The 16,555-nt window shown below is 70.1% G+C and carries 15 protein-coding genes; 14 read left to right on the forward strand and 1 reads right to left on the reverse strand.

The genetic code is table 11. The features are described 5' to 3' along the window. The first annotated feature begins 119 nt into the window (after positions 1-119). The 12 genes from E4O86_RS12495 to ligD all read left to right on the forward strand — a co-directional run bounded on the left by E4O86_RS12495 (position 120) and on the right by ligD (position 14,621). Positions 120-2,489, forward strand: a complete 2,370-nt coding sequence (locus tag E4O86_RS12495) for a sensor histidine kinase (RefSeq protein ID WP_161140877.1) — start codon at positions 120-122, stop codon at positions 2,487-2,489. Further along, positions 2,486-4,075, forward strand: a complete 1,590-nt coding sequence (locus tag E4O86_RS12500; RefSeq protein WP_161140878.1) for an ABC transporter substrate-binding protein — start codon at positions 2,486-2,488, stop codon at positions 4,073-4,075. Before E4O86_RS12495 ends, E4O86_RS12500 begins: the two co-directional genes overlap by 4 nt. Positions 4,076-4,232: 157 nt before the next feature. Next, positions 4,233-4,736 carry a DUF4142 domain-containing protein gene (locus tag E4O86_RS12505; RefSeq protein WP_161140879.1) on the forward strand — a complete coding sequence of 168 codons (504 nt, stop codon included), beginning with the start codon at positions 4,233-4,235 and terminating at the stop codon, positions 4,734-4,736. 248 nt (positions 4,737-4,984) lie between these two features. Continuing rightward, positions 4,985-5,494, forward strand: a complete 510-nt coding sequence (locus E4O86_RS12510) for a MarR family winged helix-turn-helix transcriptional regulator (protein WP_161140880.1) — start codon at positions 4,985-4,987, stop codon at positions 5,492-5,494. 23 nt (positions 5,495-5,517) lie between these two features. Next, entirely contained in the window at positions 5,518-7,230 is a 1,713-nt protein-coding gene (locus tag E4O86_RS12515) for a thiamine pyrophosphate-requiring protein (RefSeq protein ID WP_161140881.1), read from the forward strand. A gap of 157 nt (positions 7,231-7,387) precedes the next feature. Next, positions 7,388-8,332, forward strand: coding sequence for a TRAP transporter substrate-binding protein (locus E4O86_RS12520; RefSeq protein WP_425500124.1), 945 nt, complete (start codon positions 7,388-7,390; stop codon positions 8,330-8,332). Positions 8,333-8,359: 27 nt separating this feature from the next. After that, complete coding sequence (locus E4O86_RS12525; RefSeq protein ID WP_161140883.1) at positions 8,360-8,869, forward strand: TRAP transporter small permease subunit; 510 nt, start codon at positions 8,360-8,362, stop codon at positions 8,867-8,869. Continuing rightward, positions 8,866-10,164 (forward strand): TRAP transporter large permease, encoded by a 1,299-nt coding sequence (locus E4O86_RS12530; protein WP_161140884.1) that lies wholly within the window; start codon positions 8,866-8,868, stop codon positions 10,162-10,164. Before E4O86_RS12525 ends, E4O86_RS12530 begins: the two co-directional genes overlap by 4 nt. A gap of 33 nt (positions 10,165-10,197) precedes the next feature. Next, positions 10,198-11,643 (forward strand): aldehyde dehydrogenase, encoded by a 1,446-nt coding sequence (locus E4O86_RS12535; protein ID WP_161140885.1) that lies wholly within the window; start codon positions 10,198-10,200, stop codon positions 11,641-11,643. Positions 11,644-11,764: 121 nt separating this feature from the next. Further along, positions 11,765-12,841 carry an ATP-dependent DNA ligase gene (locus E4O86_RS12540; RefSeq protein ID WP_161140886.1) on the forward strand — a complete coding sequence of 359 codons (1,077 nt, stop codon included), beginning with the start codon at positions 11,765-11,767 and terminating at the stop codon, positions 12,839-12,841. Then, the gene (locus tag E4O86_RS12545; RefSeq protein ID WP_161140887.1) at positions 12,842-13,744 is read left to right on the forward strand and encodes an alpha/beta fold hydrolase; all 903 of its coding nucleotides are present in this window, start codon (positions 12,842-12,844) and stop codon (positions 13,742-13,744) included. It abuts the gene before it with no gap. Next, positions 13,737-14,621, forward strand: coding sequence for a non-homologous end-joining DNA ligase (ligD, locus tag E4O86_RS12550; protein WP_161140888.1), 885 nt, complete (start codon positions 13,737-13,739; stop codon positions 14,619-14,621). Before E4O86_RS12545 ends, ligD begins: the two co-directional genes overlap by 8 nt. Before the next feature lie 9 nt (positions 14,622-14,630). Here the strand turns inward: ligD and E4O86_RS12555 are convergent, their stop codons facing one another. Further along, complete coding sequence (locus E4O86_RS12555; protein ID WP_161140889.1) at positions 14,631-14,951, reverse strand: hypothetical protein; 321 nt, start codon at positions 14,949-14,951, stop codon at positions 14,631-14,633. Positions 14,952-15,204: 253 nt separating this feature from the next. Between E4O86_RS12555 and E4O86_RS12560 the strand changes: the two genes are divergently transcribed. Beyond that, positions 15,205-15,696 carry a (2Fe-2S)-binding protein gene (locus E4O86_RS12560; protein ID WP_161140890.1) on the forward strand — a complete coding sequence of 164 codons (492 nt, stop codon included), beginning with the start codon at positions 15,205-15,207 and terminating at the stop codon, positions 15,694-15,696. Continuing rightward, positions 15,693-16,555 (forward strand): molybdopterin cofactor-binding domain-containing protein (locus E4O86_RS12565; RefSeq protein ID WP_161140891.1); only part of this gene is annotated, 863 nt, incomplete at its 3' end. The genes E4O86_RS12560 and E4O86_RS12565, both read left to right, overlap by 4 nt.

The raw sequence follows: 16,555 nt of genomic DNA on the forward strand, positions 1-16,555 counted from the left end.
ACCTGCGCCTCGGCGGTGCCGACGCCGTGCGGCGCACCGCGCGGCCCGCCGAAGCTGCGCGGATTCCTGCGCAATCTGCTATGTTGCGCGCCGGCAGACGGGGGACCGGCGCAGCGGGCATGCGCATCAGCTACAAGATCATGCTGGTCGGCGGCATTCCGATCGCGATCGCGGCTGCGATCGCGCTCGCCGCGATTCTGTTGCTGAACGAGGCCGACCGTGCGCGGAGCGGCGCCGTGCTGGCCGGCACCGTCTACCGGACGCTGATCGCCGGCGCCAATGCGCGCGACGACTATCTCGATGCGCTGCCGAGCGAGCGGAAGGCCCATGCCGAGAATTTCGACCGGCTGACGCGGGAGGCCGGCGACGATCTCGTCTCGCTCTCGGCGATCGTGCGCGATCCGGAGCACCGCAAGGCCGTCGAGGCGGCGCGCGATGCGCTCGCGCGCTATCGCAGCCGGATGGAGCAGCTGATCGCGCTGAGCGCCAGCAACGACGCGCTCGTCGCCGACATGGCCTCGCGCGCGACCGGGCTCATCGCGCTCACGGACCAGGCGCGGGAGCGCCAGCACGCCTCGAACGCCGACATCGTCTCCTCGCTCGCCGCGCGCGACGCGCAGCTCCGTGCCGCGCGCGACATCGTCGACCGCACCCACGAGCTCCTGGTTTCGCTCGGCGACGTCCGCCTCCAGCGCGCGCTCATGCTCGGGGCCGACAACGCACTGCGCGGCGATTACGGCCAGACCCTCACTTTCGCGCTCGCGCGTCTGCGGAACGCCGCCGCCGGGCTGGCGGCCGTGCTGCGGCAGGGCGGCGACCCGAGCCTCGCCGCGCGGCTCGATTCGCTGGTGGAGGCGAACGAGACCGGCGCGAGCCCGTGGGCGGGGCCGGAGCCGGAGCGCCCCGGGACCGGCCGCGCGCGGCTCGAATCCCCGGAGAGCGCCCTCTACGACTGGGCGGACAGGCTCCTGAAGGTCAACGCCTCGGAGCAGCGCGCGCTGCACGAGGAGATGGCCGAGCTCCTGACCTATTCCGTCCAGGCGCACGAGACCGAGCAGGCGACCCAGAACATCGCCATCGCGACCCTGAAGCTCAGCGGCCAGACCGCGGACGCCTTCGCGAAGCGGCAGGCCGATGCCGCCGCGGCGCTTCTGGCGGACAGCAGGCGCCTCGGCGAGACGGTCGCCGCGCTGCCGATCTCGCCGCTCATCCAGACGGAGATGATCGACGCCATCGGGCGCTGGAGCGACGGCCTCGCCGTGACGAGCGACGGGCTGAAGAAGCAGAACGAGATGGTCGGCGACATGGATCAGGCCGCCGCGACCATGATGGCCGCGGCCCGCTCCCTCAACGACCTGCTCGCCGGCAATGCCGCCACGCTCGGCGACGTGATCCGCAACATCCTCGTCTTCGGGGCCGCGATCGGCCTCTTCGTCGGCGGCGCGACGGCGCTCATCGTCGCCGGATCGATCACGAAGCCGCTCCGGCGCCTGCAGCAGGGCATGCTCGAGCTCGCCGCCGACCGCGAGGCCGGCCCGATCCCCGAGGCGGCCCGGCGCGACGAGCTCGGCGACATGGCGCGCGCGACGAATTCGCTGGTGGTCGAGATCCGCCAGCGCGAGCAGGCGCTCCGCCGGGCGAAGGACCAGGCCGATGCGGCGCTTTCGGAGCTCCAGAAGACCCAGGCGGAGCTGATCCAGGCCGAGAAGCTCGCCTCGCTCGGGCAGCTCGTGGCGGGCGTCGCCCATGAGATCAACACCCCGCTCGGGATCGCTGTGACCACCTCGACCCTGATCGGCGACGAGGTGAAGCGGATCGGCGAGCAGGCCGCCGGCGGGCAATTGTCGCGGTCCGGCTTCGCCCGCTTCGTGGAGCGCATGACGGAAGGATCGCAGCTCCTCTATGCCAACCTCACGCGCGCGGCGAACCTCGTCCACAGCTTCAAGCAGGTCGCGGCCGACCAGGCGAGCGGGGAGGCGCGCCGCTTCGACATGCGCGAATGGCTCGGCGACCTCCTGACGAGCCTCGGCCCCGCGCTCCGCAAGTCCGGCCATGCGGTGGAGTTCGACTGCCCCGAAGGCATGACGGTCGATTCCTATCCCGGCGCGCTTGCCCAGGTCCTGACCAACCTCCTGATGAACGCGATCGCGCATGCCTATCCCGAGGGGCAGACGGGCAGGATCGCGATCGAGGTCCGTCAGCCGCTGCCCGGCCTCATGCGCATCGTCTTCAAGGACGACGGGCGCGGCGTCCCGCCGGAGAACCTGAAGCGCGTCTTCGATCCGTTCTTCACCACCGGCCGCAGCCGCGGCAGCACCGGGCTCGGCCTGCACATCGTGTACAACCTCGTCACCAGCCGGCTGCACGGCCGGATCGACCTCTGGAGCAAGCCCGGTCGCGGCACCCGCTTCACGCTCGAACTGCCGATGGTGGTGCCGGAGCGCGGCGTCGAGGAAACCCGGGTCGCATTCGCGGGAGCGGCGGAATGATCGGACGGACCGTGGGCCTCGCGGCCGTTCTCGCCTGCCTCGCCGGCGGCGCGGCCGAGGCGAAGACCCTGGTCTTCTGCTCGGAAGGCTCGCCGGAAAGCCTGAACCCGCAGCTCGTGACGACCTCGACCGGCATGAACGCCGCCCGCCCGATGTTCAACAACCTCGTCGAGTTCGAGCCGGGCACGAGCACCATCCGCCCTGGGCTTGCCGAATCCTGGACGATCTCCGCCGACGGCACCGAATACACGTTCCGGCTCCGCAGCGGCGTCCGCTTCCATTCCAATGCCGATTTCACGCCGACGCGGACCATGAACGCGGAGGACGTGGTCTTCTCGCTGATGCGGCAATGGAAGGACGACCATCCCTACCACCAGATCTCCGGCGGCCGTTTCGACTATTTCAAGGACATGGGCATGCCCGAGCTTCTCCGCTCCATCGAGCAGCTCGACGCCATGACCGTCCGGATCCGCCTGTCCCGGCCCGAGGCGCCGTTCCTTGCCGATCTCGCGATGCCGTTCAACGCCATCCTCTCGGCCGAATACGCGGCGAAGCTCCTCGCCGCCGGCACGCCCGAGCGGCTCGACCGGGACCCGATCGGCACCGGGCCCTTCGTCTTCGCCGGCTTCCAGGAGAACGTCGCGGTCCGCTACCGGGCCTTCGAGGATTACTGGCGGGGCCGTCAGCCGATCGATACGCTCGTCTACTCCATCACGCCCAATCCCGCCGTCCGGCTGACCAAGCTCAAGGCCGGGGAGTGCCATGTGATGGCGTTTCCGAACCCCGCCGACGCCCCCTTGATCGAGGGCGATCCGTCGCTCCGCCTCATGCGCCAGGAAGGCTTCAACATCGGCTACCTGGCGATGAACACGATGAAGCCGCCCTTCGACATGCCGCTCGTCAGGCGGGCGATCAACATGGCGATCGACAAGGACGCGATCATCGAGGCGGTCTACCAGGGCGCGGGCATCGCGGCGAAGAACCCGGTCCCGCCGACGATCTGGAGCTACAACGACAAGATCCCGCCCTATCGCTACGATCCGGACGGCGCGCGCCGGCTTCTCACCGAGGCCGGGTTTCCGCTCGGCCTTTCGACCGACCTCTGGTACATGCCGGTCAGCCGCCCCTACATGCCGAACGCGAAGCGGATCGCGGAACTGATCCACGTCGATCTCGAGAAGATCGGCATCAACACGGAGATCAAGACCGCCGACTGGGCCGACTATCGCCTGAAGATGCAGGCCGGCGAGCACACGCTCGCGCTCTACGGCTGGACCGGCGACAATGGCGACCCCGACAATTTCCTGCACGTTCTCCTCGGCTGCACGGCGGCGCGCACCGGCGGCAACAACATCGCCAAGTGGTGCGACGCGGATTACGACGCGCTGGTGACGCGCGCCAAGGAGACCTCCGACCAGGGGGAGCGGACGCGGCTCTACGAAAAAGCGCAGGAAATCTTCCACGAGGAGGCGCCCTGGGTCCCGCTCGCGCATTCGATCGTCATGATGGCGACCCGGGCGAACGTGAAGGGCTTCGTGATGGATCCGCTCGGCCGCCACATCTTCGAAGGCGTCGACCTCGAATAGCGGCAGCGTGCGCTTCCGCACCCGCGGAACGTGTCTCCGCAGCGGACGTTCGCCGTCCGTCAGCCGGTCCGCCGGGAATCCGGGCCGGGGGCCGGCAGGAGGAGACCGGCGGGCGAGCCGTTCGTGGTCTCCCGCCCCAACCGTATCGGAGACAGAAATGCGGAAGCTCGCAATCTTGGGCGGGGCTCTCGGCCTCGCCATGACGCTCGGCGTCGGCCAGTCCGCGGCGCAGGACGGCAAGTCCTTCATCACGGAGGCGATCCAGGGCAATTACGCAGAAGTGGCCATGGGCCAGCTCGCCCAGAAGAACGGGCAGAACGCCGAGTTGAAATCGTTCGGAAAGACCCTCGTCGAGGATCATTCGGCCGCCAACGAGAAGGCGGAAGCGGCCGCCAAGGCGGTCGGCGCGACGCCGCCGACCGGGCCCTCCGCCGAGCAGAAGGAGATGCACGACAAGCTTGCCGGGATGTCCGGCGAGGATTTCGACCGCGCCTTCGCCAAGCAGATGGTGGAGGACCACACCAAGGACATCGGCAAGTACGAGGACGCCGCGAAGGGCGGAAGCGACGCCGTCAGCCAATATGCCGAGAGCACGCTGCCGACCCTTCGCCGGCATCTGGAGACCGCGCAGATGATCGCGGACAAGGTCGGCGCCGACTAGGTCGCGGCCACGGTCCGCCCGCCCTTGGCGGCGGACGCCGCGCCGAACGCCTTGTCCGCGCCCGTTCCGGAAGGGCGCGCGCCGGCCGGCCGCGAACGTCTCCCCGCGTTCGCGGCCGCGCCGTTCGTCCCGCGGATCCCGACCGGATGGCGAGAGCGCTTGGCAAACGGCGCCGAGCCGGTTAGTTTGGCCCAAAACAATCGTCGCCGGATGGGAACGCCGCCGGCGCGGAGGAGACCGGGCCGCGGATGCCGGAGAGCGACAGCGAGCTTGTCGAAGCGGAGGCCGAGGAGACGGCGGGCGAGCCGCTCGTCCGGCGGTCCGATCAGCTCGGGCTCGGTCCGCTCGGCGACTATATCGGCTTCCATCTGCGCCTGGCGCAGGACGCCTCCTTCCGCAACTTCGTACGGCATACCGGGCGGCGGGACCTGAGGCCCGGCCGGTTCACGGCTCTTCTTCTCATCCGGGAGAATCCGGGCATCACGCCCATGGGCCTCAGTCGCGGCGCCGGCCGGGACAAGTCGACCATCACGCCGCTGCTGCGCGATCTCGAGCGGCAGGGCCTGATCGAGCGCCGGCCCGTGCCGACCGACCGGCGCAGTCACGTGCTGGCGCTCACCCCGGCCGGGCAGACGCTTCTCGACGAGCTCTGCGAACATGCCGCCCGGCACGACGCCGAGCTCGACGAGATCGTCGGCATCGAGAACAAGCCAGCTTTCCTGGCGCAGCTCCGCGCCATCATCGAGCGGCTCGGCTGAGCGGCGGAATCCGAAGGGGACGGATGTACACGGCGAGCACCGCATTTCTGGAAGCGCTCAACGAGGCCGGCGTCTCGCACATCTTCGCCAATCTCGGCAGCGACCATCCGGCGCTGATCGAGGCGGTCGCCGAGGCGCGGGCGAAGGGGCGCGCGGTGCCGACGCTCGTCACCTGTCCGAACGAAATGGTCGGCATGAGCGCGGCCCACGGATTTGCCCTCGTGACCGGCAGGCCGCAAGCCGTCCTCGTCCATGTCGAATGCGGCACGCAGGCCCTCGCCGGCGCGGTGCACAACGCGGCCAAGGGGCGGGTCCCGATGCTCGTCTTCGCGGGCGCGTCGCCCTTCACCCAGGAGGGCGAGCTCACCGGCAGCCGCAACGAGTTCATCCAGTGGATCCAGGACGTCTTCGACCAGCGCGGCATCGTGCGCGGTTACATGAAATACGACAACGAGATCCGGACTGGCCGCAACATCAAGCAGATGGTGCACCGGGCGCTGCAGTTCTCCCGCAGCGACCCGAAGGGCCCGGTCTATCTGATGGGCGCCCGCGAGGTGATGGAGGAGGAGATCGCGGACCTCCTGATCGACCCCGCCGCATGGCAGCCGATCGCCCCGGCCGCCCTGCCGCCGGATGGAGTGGAGGCCGTCGCGGAAGCATTGGGCGGCGCGCGGCGCCCGCTGATCGTGACCTCCTATCTCGGGCGGAACCCGGCCGCCGTTCCGGAGCTCGTGCGGTTCGCGGAGCGGCTCGGCGCGGGCGTGCTCGAATCGGTGCCGAGCGCGATGAACTTCCCGCACGATCATCCGCTCTACCAGGGCAACCAGTGGAACGAGCCGAGACAGAATCCCGCGCTCGCATCCGCCGATCTGGTGCTCGTCCTCGACAGCGACGTGCCCTGGATTCCGGCCGTGAGCCGGCCCTCCCCGGAGGCCGCGATCTTCCATGTCGATGTCGACCCGCTGAAGGAGAACATGCCGCTCTGGTACATCGCGGCGAAGCGGGTGTTTCGGGCCGATGCCGCCACCGCGCTGCGGCAGCTCGGCGCCGCGCTCGACCGGTCCGGCACGGATGTCGGCTCCGCGGCGGCCTCGCGCGCCCATTACGAGGCGCTCGCCCGTACCCGCAGGGCGGAACTCGACGCGCTCGAGGCGGCGGAGGGCGACGTGCCGACGCCCGAGCGGCTGACCGCCGCGATCCGGCGCCACGTCGACGACGGCACGATCGTCGTCAACGAGGGCATCTCGAACTACCACACGATCTTCAACCACCTGCGCATGTCGCGCCCGGGCTCGATCTTCGCGAGCGGCGGCGGCTCGCTCGGCTGGTGCGGAGGGGCGGCGCTCGGCATGAAGCTCGCCTGTCCGGAGAAGACCGTCTTCTCGCTCGCCGGCGACGGCTCCTACATGTTCTCCGTGCCGTCCTCGGTGTTCTGGATGGCGCGCCAGTACGACGCGCCCTTCCTGCAGGTGGTCTACAACAATCGGGGCTGGAAATCGCCGAAGCTCTCCGCGCTCGCCGTCCATCCGGACGGCTATGCGAGCCGGGCCAACGAAATCGGCGTCAGCTTCGATCCGCCGCCGGACTATGCCGGCATTGCAGCCGCCGCCGGCGGCGCCTGGGCCTGCAAGGTCGAGCGTGCGGACGCGATCGAATCCGCCGTCGCCGAAGCCGTCCGGGTGGTCAGGGAAGAGCGGAGATCCGCGGTGCTCGACGTCTGGCTGCCGCATCTGTGAGCGGCCGGCCCGGCATGCCGCCGGTGTGAGGGAGGAAGGAATGATGGCATTCGAAGGTACGAAGCGGCGCGTCGGCGGGCTCGCCGCCCTGGTCTCCGCGAGCGTCCTCGCGCTCGGCCTTGCCGGGCTGCCGGGCGGCGCCCTTGCGCAGGACAGGATGGTCAACCTCAAGCTCTCGACCTGGGTTCCGCCCGCGCATCCGCTCAATCCCGCGCTCCAGGCCTGGGCGGCCTCGATCGAGAAGGCGTCGGGCGGAACGATCAAGTCGACGCTCTTCCCGTCCGAACAGCTCGGAAAGGCGTTCGACCATTACGACATGGCGCGCGACGGCATCGCCGACTTCACCTACGTGAACCCGGGCTACCAGCCGGGCCGTTTCCCGATCTTCGCGGCCGGCCAGCTGCCGTTCCTGTTCTCGAACGGGAAGGGCGGCTCGGCGGCGCTCGACGAATGGTATCGCGCCTATGCCGGCAAGGAGATGCAGGACGTCCACTTCTGCATGGCCTTCGTGCACGATCCGGGCTCCCTGCATTCGCGCGTGAAGATCGTCGTTCCGAGCGACATCAGCGGAAAGAAGATCCGGCCGGCCGGTCAGACGATCGCGGCGATGGTCACCCAGCTCGGCGGGACCAACGTGCAGGCCTCGGCGCCGGAGTCGCGCGACGTGCTGGAGCGCGGCGTCGCCGACGCGATCTTCTTCCCCTGGGGATCGATCATGCTGTTCGGCATCGAGAAGGCGGTGAAGTACCACATCGATGCCCCGCTCTATACGAGCCCGTTCGTCTGGGTGATGAACAAGGACCGCTATGACGGCATGTCGGACGCCCAGAAGAAGGTGATCGACGACCATTGCACGACCGAATGGGCCGAGAAGATCGCGACGCCCTGGGCGGATTTCGAGCATGCCGGCATCGAAAAGCTGAAGGCGATGAGCGGCCACGAGGTCTATCCGCTCACCCCCGAGCAGGTCGCCGAATGGCGGAAGGCCACCGAGAACCTGACGATGGCCTGGGCGGAAGGCGTGAAGTCCGCGGGCGGCGATCCGGATGCCGCGCTGAGCGCGCTCAAGGAAAGCCTCGCAAGGCACGATGCCGCGTTCTGACCGGGGCGGGACCGGGGACTTCGGCTCGTGAACGGGCGTCTCGACCGTCTGGTCGACGGCATCGAGCTGACGGCGGCGGGCTTTCTCGCCGTCGTCACCGCGCTCACCTTCGTCTCGGTGTTCCTGCGCTACCTGTTCGCGTGGCAGATCCCGGACACCTACGATTTCGGCCGGCTCCTGCTCGGAACCCTGATCTTCTGGGGCATCGCCGCCACCGGCTATCGCGGCGAGCACATCACGGTCGACCTGCTCTGGTCCGTCGCTCCGCGGCCGGTCCGGCTCGCGATGGATCTCCTGGCCCAGTTCGTGACGCTCGGCGCGATGGCCGTGTTCGCCTGGATGATGATGGTGAAGGTGCTCGATACGCGCCGCGGCAACGTCCTCACCTTCGATCTCAACCTGCCGGTCTGGCTGTTCTATCTCGTCGCCTGGCTGGGCCTTGCCGCTGCCGTCGTCCTGCTCGTCGCGCGCATCGTGCGGCTCGCCAGCGGGCATCCCGATCCCGACGGGTCGTCGAAGGCGGGCGCACTCGAATGAGCACGGATCTCGTCGCCGTCCTCGGCTTCGTCGCGCTCTTCGCGATGATGTTCCTGCGCGTTCCGGTCGGCATCGCGATGGGCGTCGTCGGCGTCGCGGGGTTCGGCTTCCTCAGCGGTTTCGGACCGGCCCTCCGGCTCCTCGCGCAATCGCCGATCCGCACCGTCACGGATGCCGGCTTCGCCGTGATCCCGCTCTTCCTCCTGATGGGCGCCTTCGCGGCGACCTCGGGCATGAGCCGCGAGCTCTTCCGCGCCGCCAACGCCTTCCTCGGCCATCTTCGGGGCGGCCTCGGCATCGCGACCATCGCGGCCTGCGGCGGCTTCGCCGCGATCTGCGGCTCTTCCGTTGCGACCGCCGCCACCTTCTCCTCGATCGCCTATCCCGAGATGCGCCGCTTCGGCTACCCGGAAAGCTTCTCGGCCGGGGTCATCGCCGCCGGCGGCACGCTCGGCATCATGATCCCCCCCTCCACCGTGCTCGCCGTCTACGGCCTCATCACGCAGCAGGACATCGGCCGGCTCTTCATCGCCGGCGTGCTGCCGGGCGTCCTCGCCGTTTCGATGTACATGGCGACGGTGACGATCATCGGCCATGCCCGCCCGGGCTTCCTGCCGCGGGGCGAGCGCGTGCCCTGGCCGGAGCGGCTCGGCGCGCTCAAGGACGTCTGGGCGATCACCGCGCTCTTCCTGTTCGTGATCGGCGGGCTCTATGGCGGCCTCTTCACGGCGACGGAGGCGGCCGGCATGGGCGCCGGCGGCGCGCTCATCATCGCCCTTCTCCGGCGCAAGATGAGCCGGGCCGATTTCCGGCGCGCGCTGGTGGAGACGGTGCGCACCACCGCCTCGGTCTTCACCATCCTGATCGGCGCGCTCCTCTTCGGCTATTTCCTGACGATCACGCAGACGCCGCAGAAGGTCACGGAATTCCTGACCGGGCTCGGCCTCGGGCGCTACGGCGTGCTGGTCCTCATCCTGCTCATGTATCTCGTGCTCGGCTGCATGATGGACGCCATGGCGATGATCATCCTCACGGTCCCGATCATCTTCCCGGTCATCCAGGCGCTCGGCTTCGACCCGGTCTGGTTCGGCGTCATCATCGTCATGACGGTGGAGCTCGGGCTCATCCATCCGCCGGTCGGCATGAACGTCTTCGTCATCAAGAGCGTGCTGCGCGACGTCAGGATGTCGACGATCTTCTACGGCGTGCTGCCCTTCGTCGCGACGGACATCCTCCGCCTCGCGATTTTGGTGGCGCTTCCGGCAATCGCGACCTTTCTGCCGAGCCTGATGTAGGCCGGCAATCGGCGACGCTCCAAGGAGGTCAGAATGGACATAGGTCTTCTCATCGACGGTGCGGCGGTCGGCGCGGCCGGCGGCGCCACCTTCGACCGCATCGACCCGGTCACCGGCACGGTCGCCACGCGCGCCGCGGCCGCCGGCTCGGCCGACGTGGATGCCGCGGTGGAGGCGGCGGCCGCCGCCTTTCCGACCTGGTCGGAACTCGGTCCGAACGCGCGCCGCACGCTTCTCCTGAAGGCGGCCGACGCGCTCGCCGCGCGGACGGAGGATTTCGTCGCCGTCGCCGTCTCCGAGACCGGCGCGACCGCGCCCTGGATCGGCTTCAACGTCATGCTCGCGGCCGGCATGCTGCGCGAGGCGGCGGCGATGACGACGCAGATCGCCGGCGAGATCATCCCCTCCGACAAGCCGGGCACGATCGCGATGGCGGTCCGCCGGCCGGTCGGCGTGATCGTCGGCATGGCGCCGTGGAACGCGCCGGTCATCCTCGCGGTCAGGGCGATCGCCATGCCGCTCGCCTGCGGCAACACGGTGGTGCTCAAATCCTCCGAGCTCTGCCCGGCGACGCACCGGCTGATCGGCGAGGTCCTCAACGAGGCGGGGTTGCCGAAGGGCGTCCTCAACGTCGTCAGCCACGCAGCCGAAGATGCGCCGGAGGTCGTCTCCGCGCTGATCGCCCATCCGAAGGTGAAGCGCATCAATTTCACAGGCTCCACCCGCGTCGGCCGCATCATCGCCGAGCAGGCGGGGCGCCATCTCAAGCCCGTGCTGCTCGAGCTCGGCGGCAAGGCCCCGTTCGTCGTGCTCGACGATGCCGATATCGATGCGGCCGTCGCCGGGGCCGCCTTCGGCGCCTTCCTGAACCAGGGCCAGATCTGCATGTCGACAGAGCGGATCGTGGTCGACGGGAAGGTCGCCGACGAATTCGTCGCCAAATTCGCCGAGAAGGCGAAGTCGCTGCCCTATGGCGATCCGCGCGGCCATGTGGTGCTCGGTGCGGTCGTCGATCGCGCGGCGGTGGAGCGGGTGGACGAACTCATAGCGGATGCCGTCGAGAAGGGCGCCGAACTGGTCGCGGGCGGCGCCACGCCCTCCACCATCATGCCGGCCACCGTCCTCGACAGAGTGACGCCGGACATGCGCATCTACAGCGAGGAGAGCTTCGGGCCCGTGGTCTGCATCCTGCGCGTCGACGGGATCGAGGAGGCGGTCCGCTGCGCCAACGACACCGAATACGGCCTCTCCGCCTCGGTCTATGGGCGCGACGTGCAGCGCGCGCTCGCGGTCGCCGGACGGATCGAATCCGGCATCTGCCACGTCAACGGCCCGACCGTGCACGACGAGGCGCACATGCCGTTCGGGGGCGTCAAGGCGTCGGGCTACGGGCGCTTCGGCGGCAAGGCGGCGATCGCGGAATTCACCGAGCTCCGCTGGATCACGATCGAGGACCCGCACCAGCACTATCCGTTCTGAAGCCGGGACGCCGCGGCCGGGCCGGCGCGGGAGGGATGGCGCGCCGCTTTCCCTCTTCGCGCCTTGCGACGGAACGAACCGGCTGCCTTGCGGCGTTTCATCCCGAGGAGGAACCTCGCCGATGAGCGCCGGAATGCAGCAGCGGAAAGGCGGCAGCCCCCTCGCTGCACTATCTGTCCCGGTCGGGCTCGAGCCCATGGAGGCGAAGCTCGTCGACGCGCTTCCGGAGGGCGGGGGCTGGCAGTTCGAGCCGAAATGGGACGGTTTCCGGTGCCTCGCCTTCCGTGCCGGCGACGAGGTCGCGCTCCAGGCGAAGTCGGGCAAGCCGCTCGCGCGCTACTTTCCCGAAATGGTCGCCGTCCTCCGCGCGCTGCCGGCCGATCGCTTCGTGCTCGATGGCGAGCTCGCGATCCCTGTCGGCGGCAGCCTCTCCTTCGATGCCCTCCAGATGCGGCTCCATCCGGCCGAAAGCCGCATCCGGAAGCTCGCGCACGAGACGCCGGCGCGGCTCGTCCTCTTCGATTGCCTGATGACGCCCGATGGCGAAAGCCTCCTTCCCGAGCCGCTCGGCGGAAGGCGCGCCGCGCTCGAAGCCTTCGTCGCCGCCAATCCGCATAGCGCCCTCCGCCTTTCTCCGGCGACCCGGGAGCGGGAGGAGGCGGAACGCTGGCTCGGCCGCGTCGGCGGCGCGCTCGACGGGATCGTCGCGAAGCGGCTCGACTGCGCCTACGCGCCGGGCGAGCGCGCCATGCTCAAGGTCAAGCGCATGCGCACGGCCGATTGCGTGGTCGGCGGCTTCCGCTATGCGAGCCGCGGGGGCGAGGTCGGATCGCTCCTCCTCGGCCTCTACGCAAGCGACGGGCTGCTCCACCATGTCGGCTTCACGTCGGGTTTCGCCGATCTCGACAAGACGGCGCTGACGCGGCGGCTCGAGGCGCTGAAGGGCGGTCCGGGCTTCACCGGCCGCGCGCCGGGCGGGCCGAGCCGCTGGAGCACCGAACGGTCCGGCGAATGGGTGCCGCTTCGCCCGGAACTCGTCGTGGAGGTCCGCTACGACCACGTCACGGGCGACCGCTTCCGCCACGGGACGAAGCTCCTGCGCTGGCGCCCGGACAAGGCGCCGCGGCAATGCACGTTCGAGCAGATGGAACGCGAGGCGAGGCCGGCGGATCTCCTGCGCGCCGTGCTGGAGGCCTGAATGGGCTTCGGGCGGTCCATGATCCGGGTCGCGGTCGAGGACGGCGTTTCCCTTGCCGTGACGGTCGCCGGCCCGTCGGACGGACCGCTGGTCGTGCTCCTGCACGGCTTTCCTGAGGGCGCGTATGGCTGGCGCAGGCAGGTCGATCCGCTCGCCGAGGCCGGCTTCCGCGTGGCCGTGCCCGATCAGCGCGGCTACGGCGACAGCGGCAAGCCGGAGGAGGTGGCCGCCTACGGGATGAGCCGGCTCGCCGCCGATGCGGCGGCGGTCGCCGATCACCTCGGTGCGGCGGAGTTCGACCTCGTCGGCCACGATTGGGGCGGCGTCGTCGCCTGGTGGGCGGCGGCGCGCTACCGGGAGCGTGTCCGGCGGCTGGTGATCCTGAACGCGCCGCATCCGGTCGCGATGCCGCGCTATGCGCGGCGCCACCGGTCGCAGCTGGTGCGGAGCTGGTATGTCGCCTTCTTTCAGCTCCCGGTCCTTCCCGAATGGGCGCTCTCGCGCGGCGATTTCGCCCTGCTCGCCTCCGCGCTCCGCAGGTCCGCCCCGCGCGGGCTCTTCGGCACCGCCGACATGGAAGCCTATCGCGAGGCCTGGCGTCGGCCCGGATCGCTGCGGGGCATGGTCAACTGGTACCGCGCCGTGCGCGGCTTCCGCGCCCGCAGCGCCGAGGCCCGCATCCCCCAGCCGACGCTCGTCCTCTGGGGCGAGCGCGACGTCTTCCTGGAGCCGGGGCTGGCGGAGGCGAGCGCCGGGCTCGCGGACAAGGCGGTGGTGCTGCGCTATCCTCAGGCCGGACACTGGCTCCAGCACGAGGCGGCCGAAGCGGTGAACGCCGCCATCCTGCAGTTCCTCGATCGCGGCTGCGGGCTGCCGGAGCGGGAGGGTGCCGCGCATGCCTGAGGCCGAGGCGATCGAAATCGAGGGCGTGCGCCTCACCCATCCCGACAAGGTGCTCTATCCCGAGCAGGGCATCACCAAGCGTGAGCTCGCGGAATATTTCGCCGCGATCGCCGGTTTCATGCTCCCGCACGTCGCCGGCCGCCCGATCACGCTCGTCCGCTGCCCCACGGGCCGGCAGAAAAAGTGCTTCTATCAGCGGCATGCCGGATCGGGCGTGCCGCCGGCGCTGAAGCAGGTCGAAATCCCCGGCTTCGAGGAATCGGGCGCCTATCTGTACCTCACCGACCGCCGCGGTCTCGTCACGCTCGTGCAGATGGGCGTGCTCGAGGTGCATCCCTGGGGCGCGCGCGCCGACCGGCCGGACAGGCCCGATCGCATCGTCTTCGATCTCGATCCCGGCGAAGGGCTCGCCTTCCGGGATGTGGTGGCGGGTGCCCGCGAGGTTCGCGCCTACCTGCAGGACCTGGAGCTCGCGAGCTTCGTGAAGACCACGGGAGGGAAGGGACTGCACGTCGTCGTGCCGGTCGAGCGGCGGCATGAATGGGCGGCGGTGAAGGACTTCGCCCGGCGCGCGGCTGCGGACCTCGCCGCCCGCGCGCCCGACAGGTACCTGACGCGCATCGCGAAGGCCGAGCGGAAGGGGCGCATCTTCATCGATTATCTGCGCAACGATCCGACCTCGACGGCGGTCGCGCCCTATTCCACCCGCTCGCGCCCGGGCGCCCCGGTGGCGACGCCGCTTGATTGGGACGAGCTCGGGCCGGAGCTCGATCCGGCGGATTTCAACGTCCGCACCGTGCCGGCGCGGATGGCGCGGCTCGGCCGCGATCCCTGGGCGGAGATCGGAGCGGTGCGCCAGCGGCTGCCGGCACGCTGAACGCGGGCGCTAGCGAACGCCGACTTCCTCGGCGAGATGCTCGAACGCGCCCCGCACGTCGTTGAGGGTCGGCAGGCCGAGATCCTTCAGCTCGCGATGGATCTTCTGCGCCGGCTCGGAACTGAGGTCGTCCCGGAACATCCGGAACACCTCGTCCGCCGATCCGTAGCCGTGATAGCGGTCCTGCTCGCTCCTCGTCGCCCGTTGCACGTCTTCGAGCTTGCCGCGCTTGCTGTCCGGATAGGCGTCTGGCTTGGCGCGGAGCACGGGCTCGAAGGCGTGCCGGTCGAGAAATCCGACGAGCTTCTCCTTGGCGTCCTTGCTGGCCATCGATCTTCTCCTTGCTTCCTGGTCTCGGCCGCCTGCTGCGGCCGATGGGGAAACGGCGCGGCAATGCTCCTGTTTCGAGGTCAATAACGCGGTACGGCAGATACCTGGACGGGGGTCAAAGCGCCTCGGAGGGGCCCGAATCCCGGTCGCCGTTCCGCCGCGTCCGGCCCGCGCGCTGCCGAATTTCCCGTTGCAGGAAGCCGCGCGCTGCCGCACCTTCCTGCGCCGGGAAAGCGCGGAACGGGGAGGGGAAATGGCAGAGGCGGCAGAGGCATACGAGCTGACGGTGAACGGCAGTCCCGTCCGGGTCGAGACCTACGGGTCGAAGCCGCTGCTCTCCGTCCTGCGGAATGAGCTGGATCTCAAGGGCAGCCGCTTCGGCTGCGGGCTGGAGCAGTGCGGCGCCTGCATGGTGCTTATTGACGGCGAGCCGGCCTATTCCTGCTCGCGCGAGATCGGGACGGTGGCGGGACGCTCCGTGACGACCATCGAGGGGCTCGGGCGGGAGGGCAGCCTCCACCCGCTGCAGCAGGCCTTCATCGAGGAGCAGGCCGGCCAGTGCGGCTATTGCCTGTCGGGCATCATCATCTCCGCGGCCGCCCTCCTCGCCGCCAATCCTTCGCCGACGCGGCAGGAGGTCGCTGCCGCGCTCGACGGCCATCTCTGCCGCTGCGGGTCCCACAACCGCATCATCCGCGCCGTGCAGAAGGCCGGCCGCATGATGGCGGCGGGAGCGACGGCGTGATCCCGAACACCCTGCCGAAGGGGCTTCTCGACAATCCGCGGCTCTCGCGCTGGATCGGCTTCGAGGAGCCGGGCCGGGTCCGGGTGGCGACCGGCAAGGTCGAGATCGGCCAGGGCGTGCTGACGGCCCTGGCGCAGATCGCCGCCGAGGAACTCGACGTCTCGCTCGACCGGATCAGGCTCGTCTCCGGCGATACCGCCGCAAGCCCGGCCGAGGGGACGACCGCCGGCAGCACCTCGGTCTCCCAGGGCGGGGCGGCGCTGAGGCTCGCGGGCGCGGAGGTGCGCGCGCTCGTGCTGGCGCGCGCGGCCGAGCTCCTCGCGGCGCCCTTGGAAGACCTCGCGATCGCCGACGGGGCCGTGCTGCGCGCCGGCGCGCCGACCGGCCACGATTACTGGACGCTCGCCCGCGAGGTCGATCTCGACCGGGAGGCGACGGGCGGCGCTCCGACCAAGCGGCCGGCGGACTACCGGGTCGTCGGGACGAGCGCGCCGCGGATCGATCTTCCCGCCAAGGTCGTCGGCCCGGCCTTCATCCAGGACATGGCCGGTCCCGACCTCCTGCATGTCCGCGTGCTCCGGCGGCCGCGCCGCTACGCCCGCCTCGTCGCCCTCGACGAGCAGGCGGTCCGCCGGCGCGCCGGCGCGGCGATCGAGATCCTCCGCTCGGGCGATTTCGTCGCCTTCGCCGGCGAGGACGAGACGGCGGTGATGCGCGCGCAGGAGGCGGCCTGGGAGAACGCGGCCTGGGAAGGGGGCCTCGCCATCCCCGACGATGCGGACCGGCCGGCGCATCTGCGCGCGCAGGCCGGCCGCGATCGCGCGGTGGAGGCCGGCGAGCGGGCCCCGGCCGGCGGCGG

Origin of the sequence: Propylenella binzhouense (genome assembly GCF_009866965.1) — a bacterium.
Classification (GTDB): Bacteria; Pseudomonadota; Alphaproteobacteria; order Rhizobiales; family Afifellaceae; genus Propylenella; species Propylenella binzhouense.

Coding starts and splice junctions, on each gene's coding strand:
- E4O86_RS12495 (WP_161140877.1), top strand. CDS start 120: ATGCGCATCAGCTACAAGATCATGCTGGTCGGCGGCATTCCGATCGCG.
- E4O86_RS12500 (WP_161140878.1), top strand. CDS start 2,486: ATGATCGGACGGACCGTGGGCCTCGCGGCCGTTCTCGCCTGCCTCGCC.
- E4O86_RS12505 (WP_161140879.1), top strand. CDS start 4,233: ATGCGGAAGCTCGCAATCTTGGGCGGGGCTCTCGGCCTCGCCATGACG.
- E4O86_RS12510 (WP_161140880.1), top strand. CDS start 4,985: ATGCCGGAGAGCGACAGCGAGCTTGTCGAAGCGGAGGCCGAGGAGACG.
- E4O86_RS12515 (WP_161140881.1), top strand. CDS start 5,518: ATGTACACGGCGAGCACCGCATTTCTGGAAGCGCTCAACGAGGCCGGC.
- E4O86_RS12520 (WP_425500124.1), top strand. CDS start 7,388: ATGGTCAACCTCAAGCTCTCGACCTGGGTTCCGCCCGCGCATCCGCTC.
- E4O86_RS12530 (WP_161140884.1), top strand. CDS start 8,866: ATGAGCACGGATCTCGTCGCCGTCCTCGGCTTCGTCGCGCTCTTCGCG.
- E4O86_RS12535 (WP_161140885.1), top strand. CDS start 10,198: ATGGACATAGGTCTTCTCATCGACGGTGCGGCGGTCGGCGCGGCCGGC.
- E4O86_RS12540 (WP_161140886.1), top strand. CDS start 11,765: ATGAGCGCCGGAATGCAGCAGCGGAAAGGCGGCAGCCCCCTCGCTGCA.
- E4O86_RS12545 (WP_161140887.1), top strand. CDS start 12,842: ATGGGCTTCGGGCGGTCCATGATCCGGGTCGCGGTCGAGGACGGCGTT.
- ligD (WP_161140888.1), top strand. CDS start 13,737: ATGCCTGAGGCCGAGGCGATCGAAATCGAGGGCGTGCGCCTCACCCAT.
- E4O86_RS12555 (WP_161140889.1), bottom strand. CDS start 14,951: ATGGCCAGCAAGGACGCCAAGGAGAAGCTCGTCGGATTTCTCGACCGG.
- E4O86_RS12560 (WP_161140890.1), top strand. CDS start 15,205: ATGGCAGAGGCGGCAGAGGCATACGAGCTGACGGTGAACGGCAGTCCC.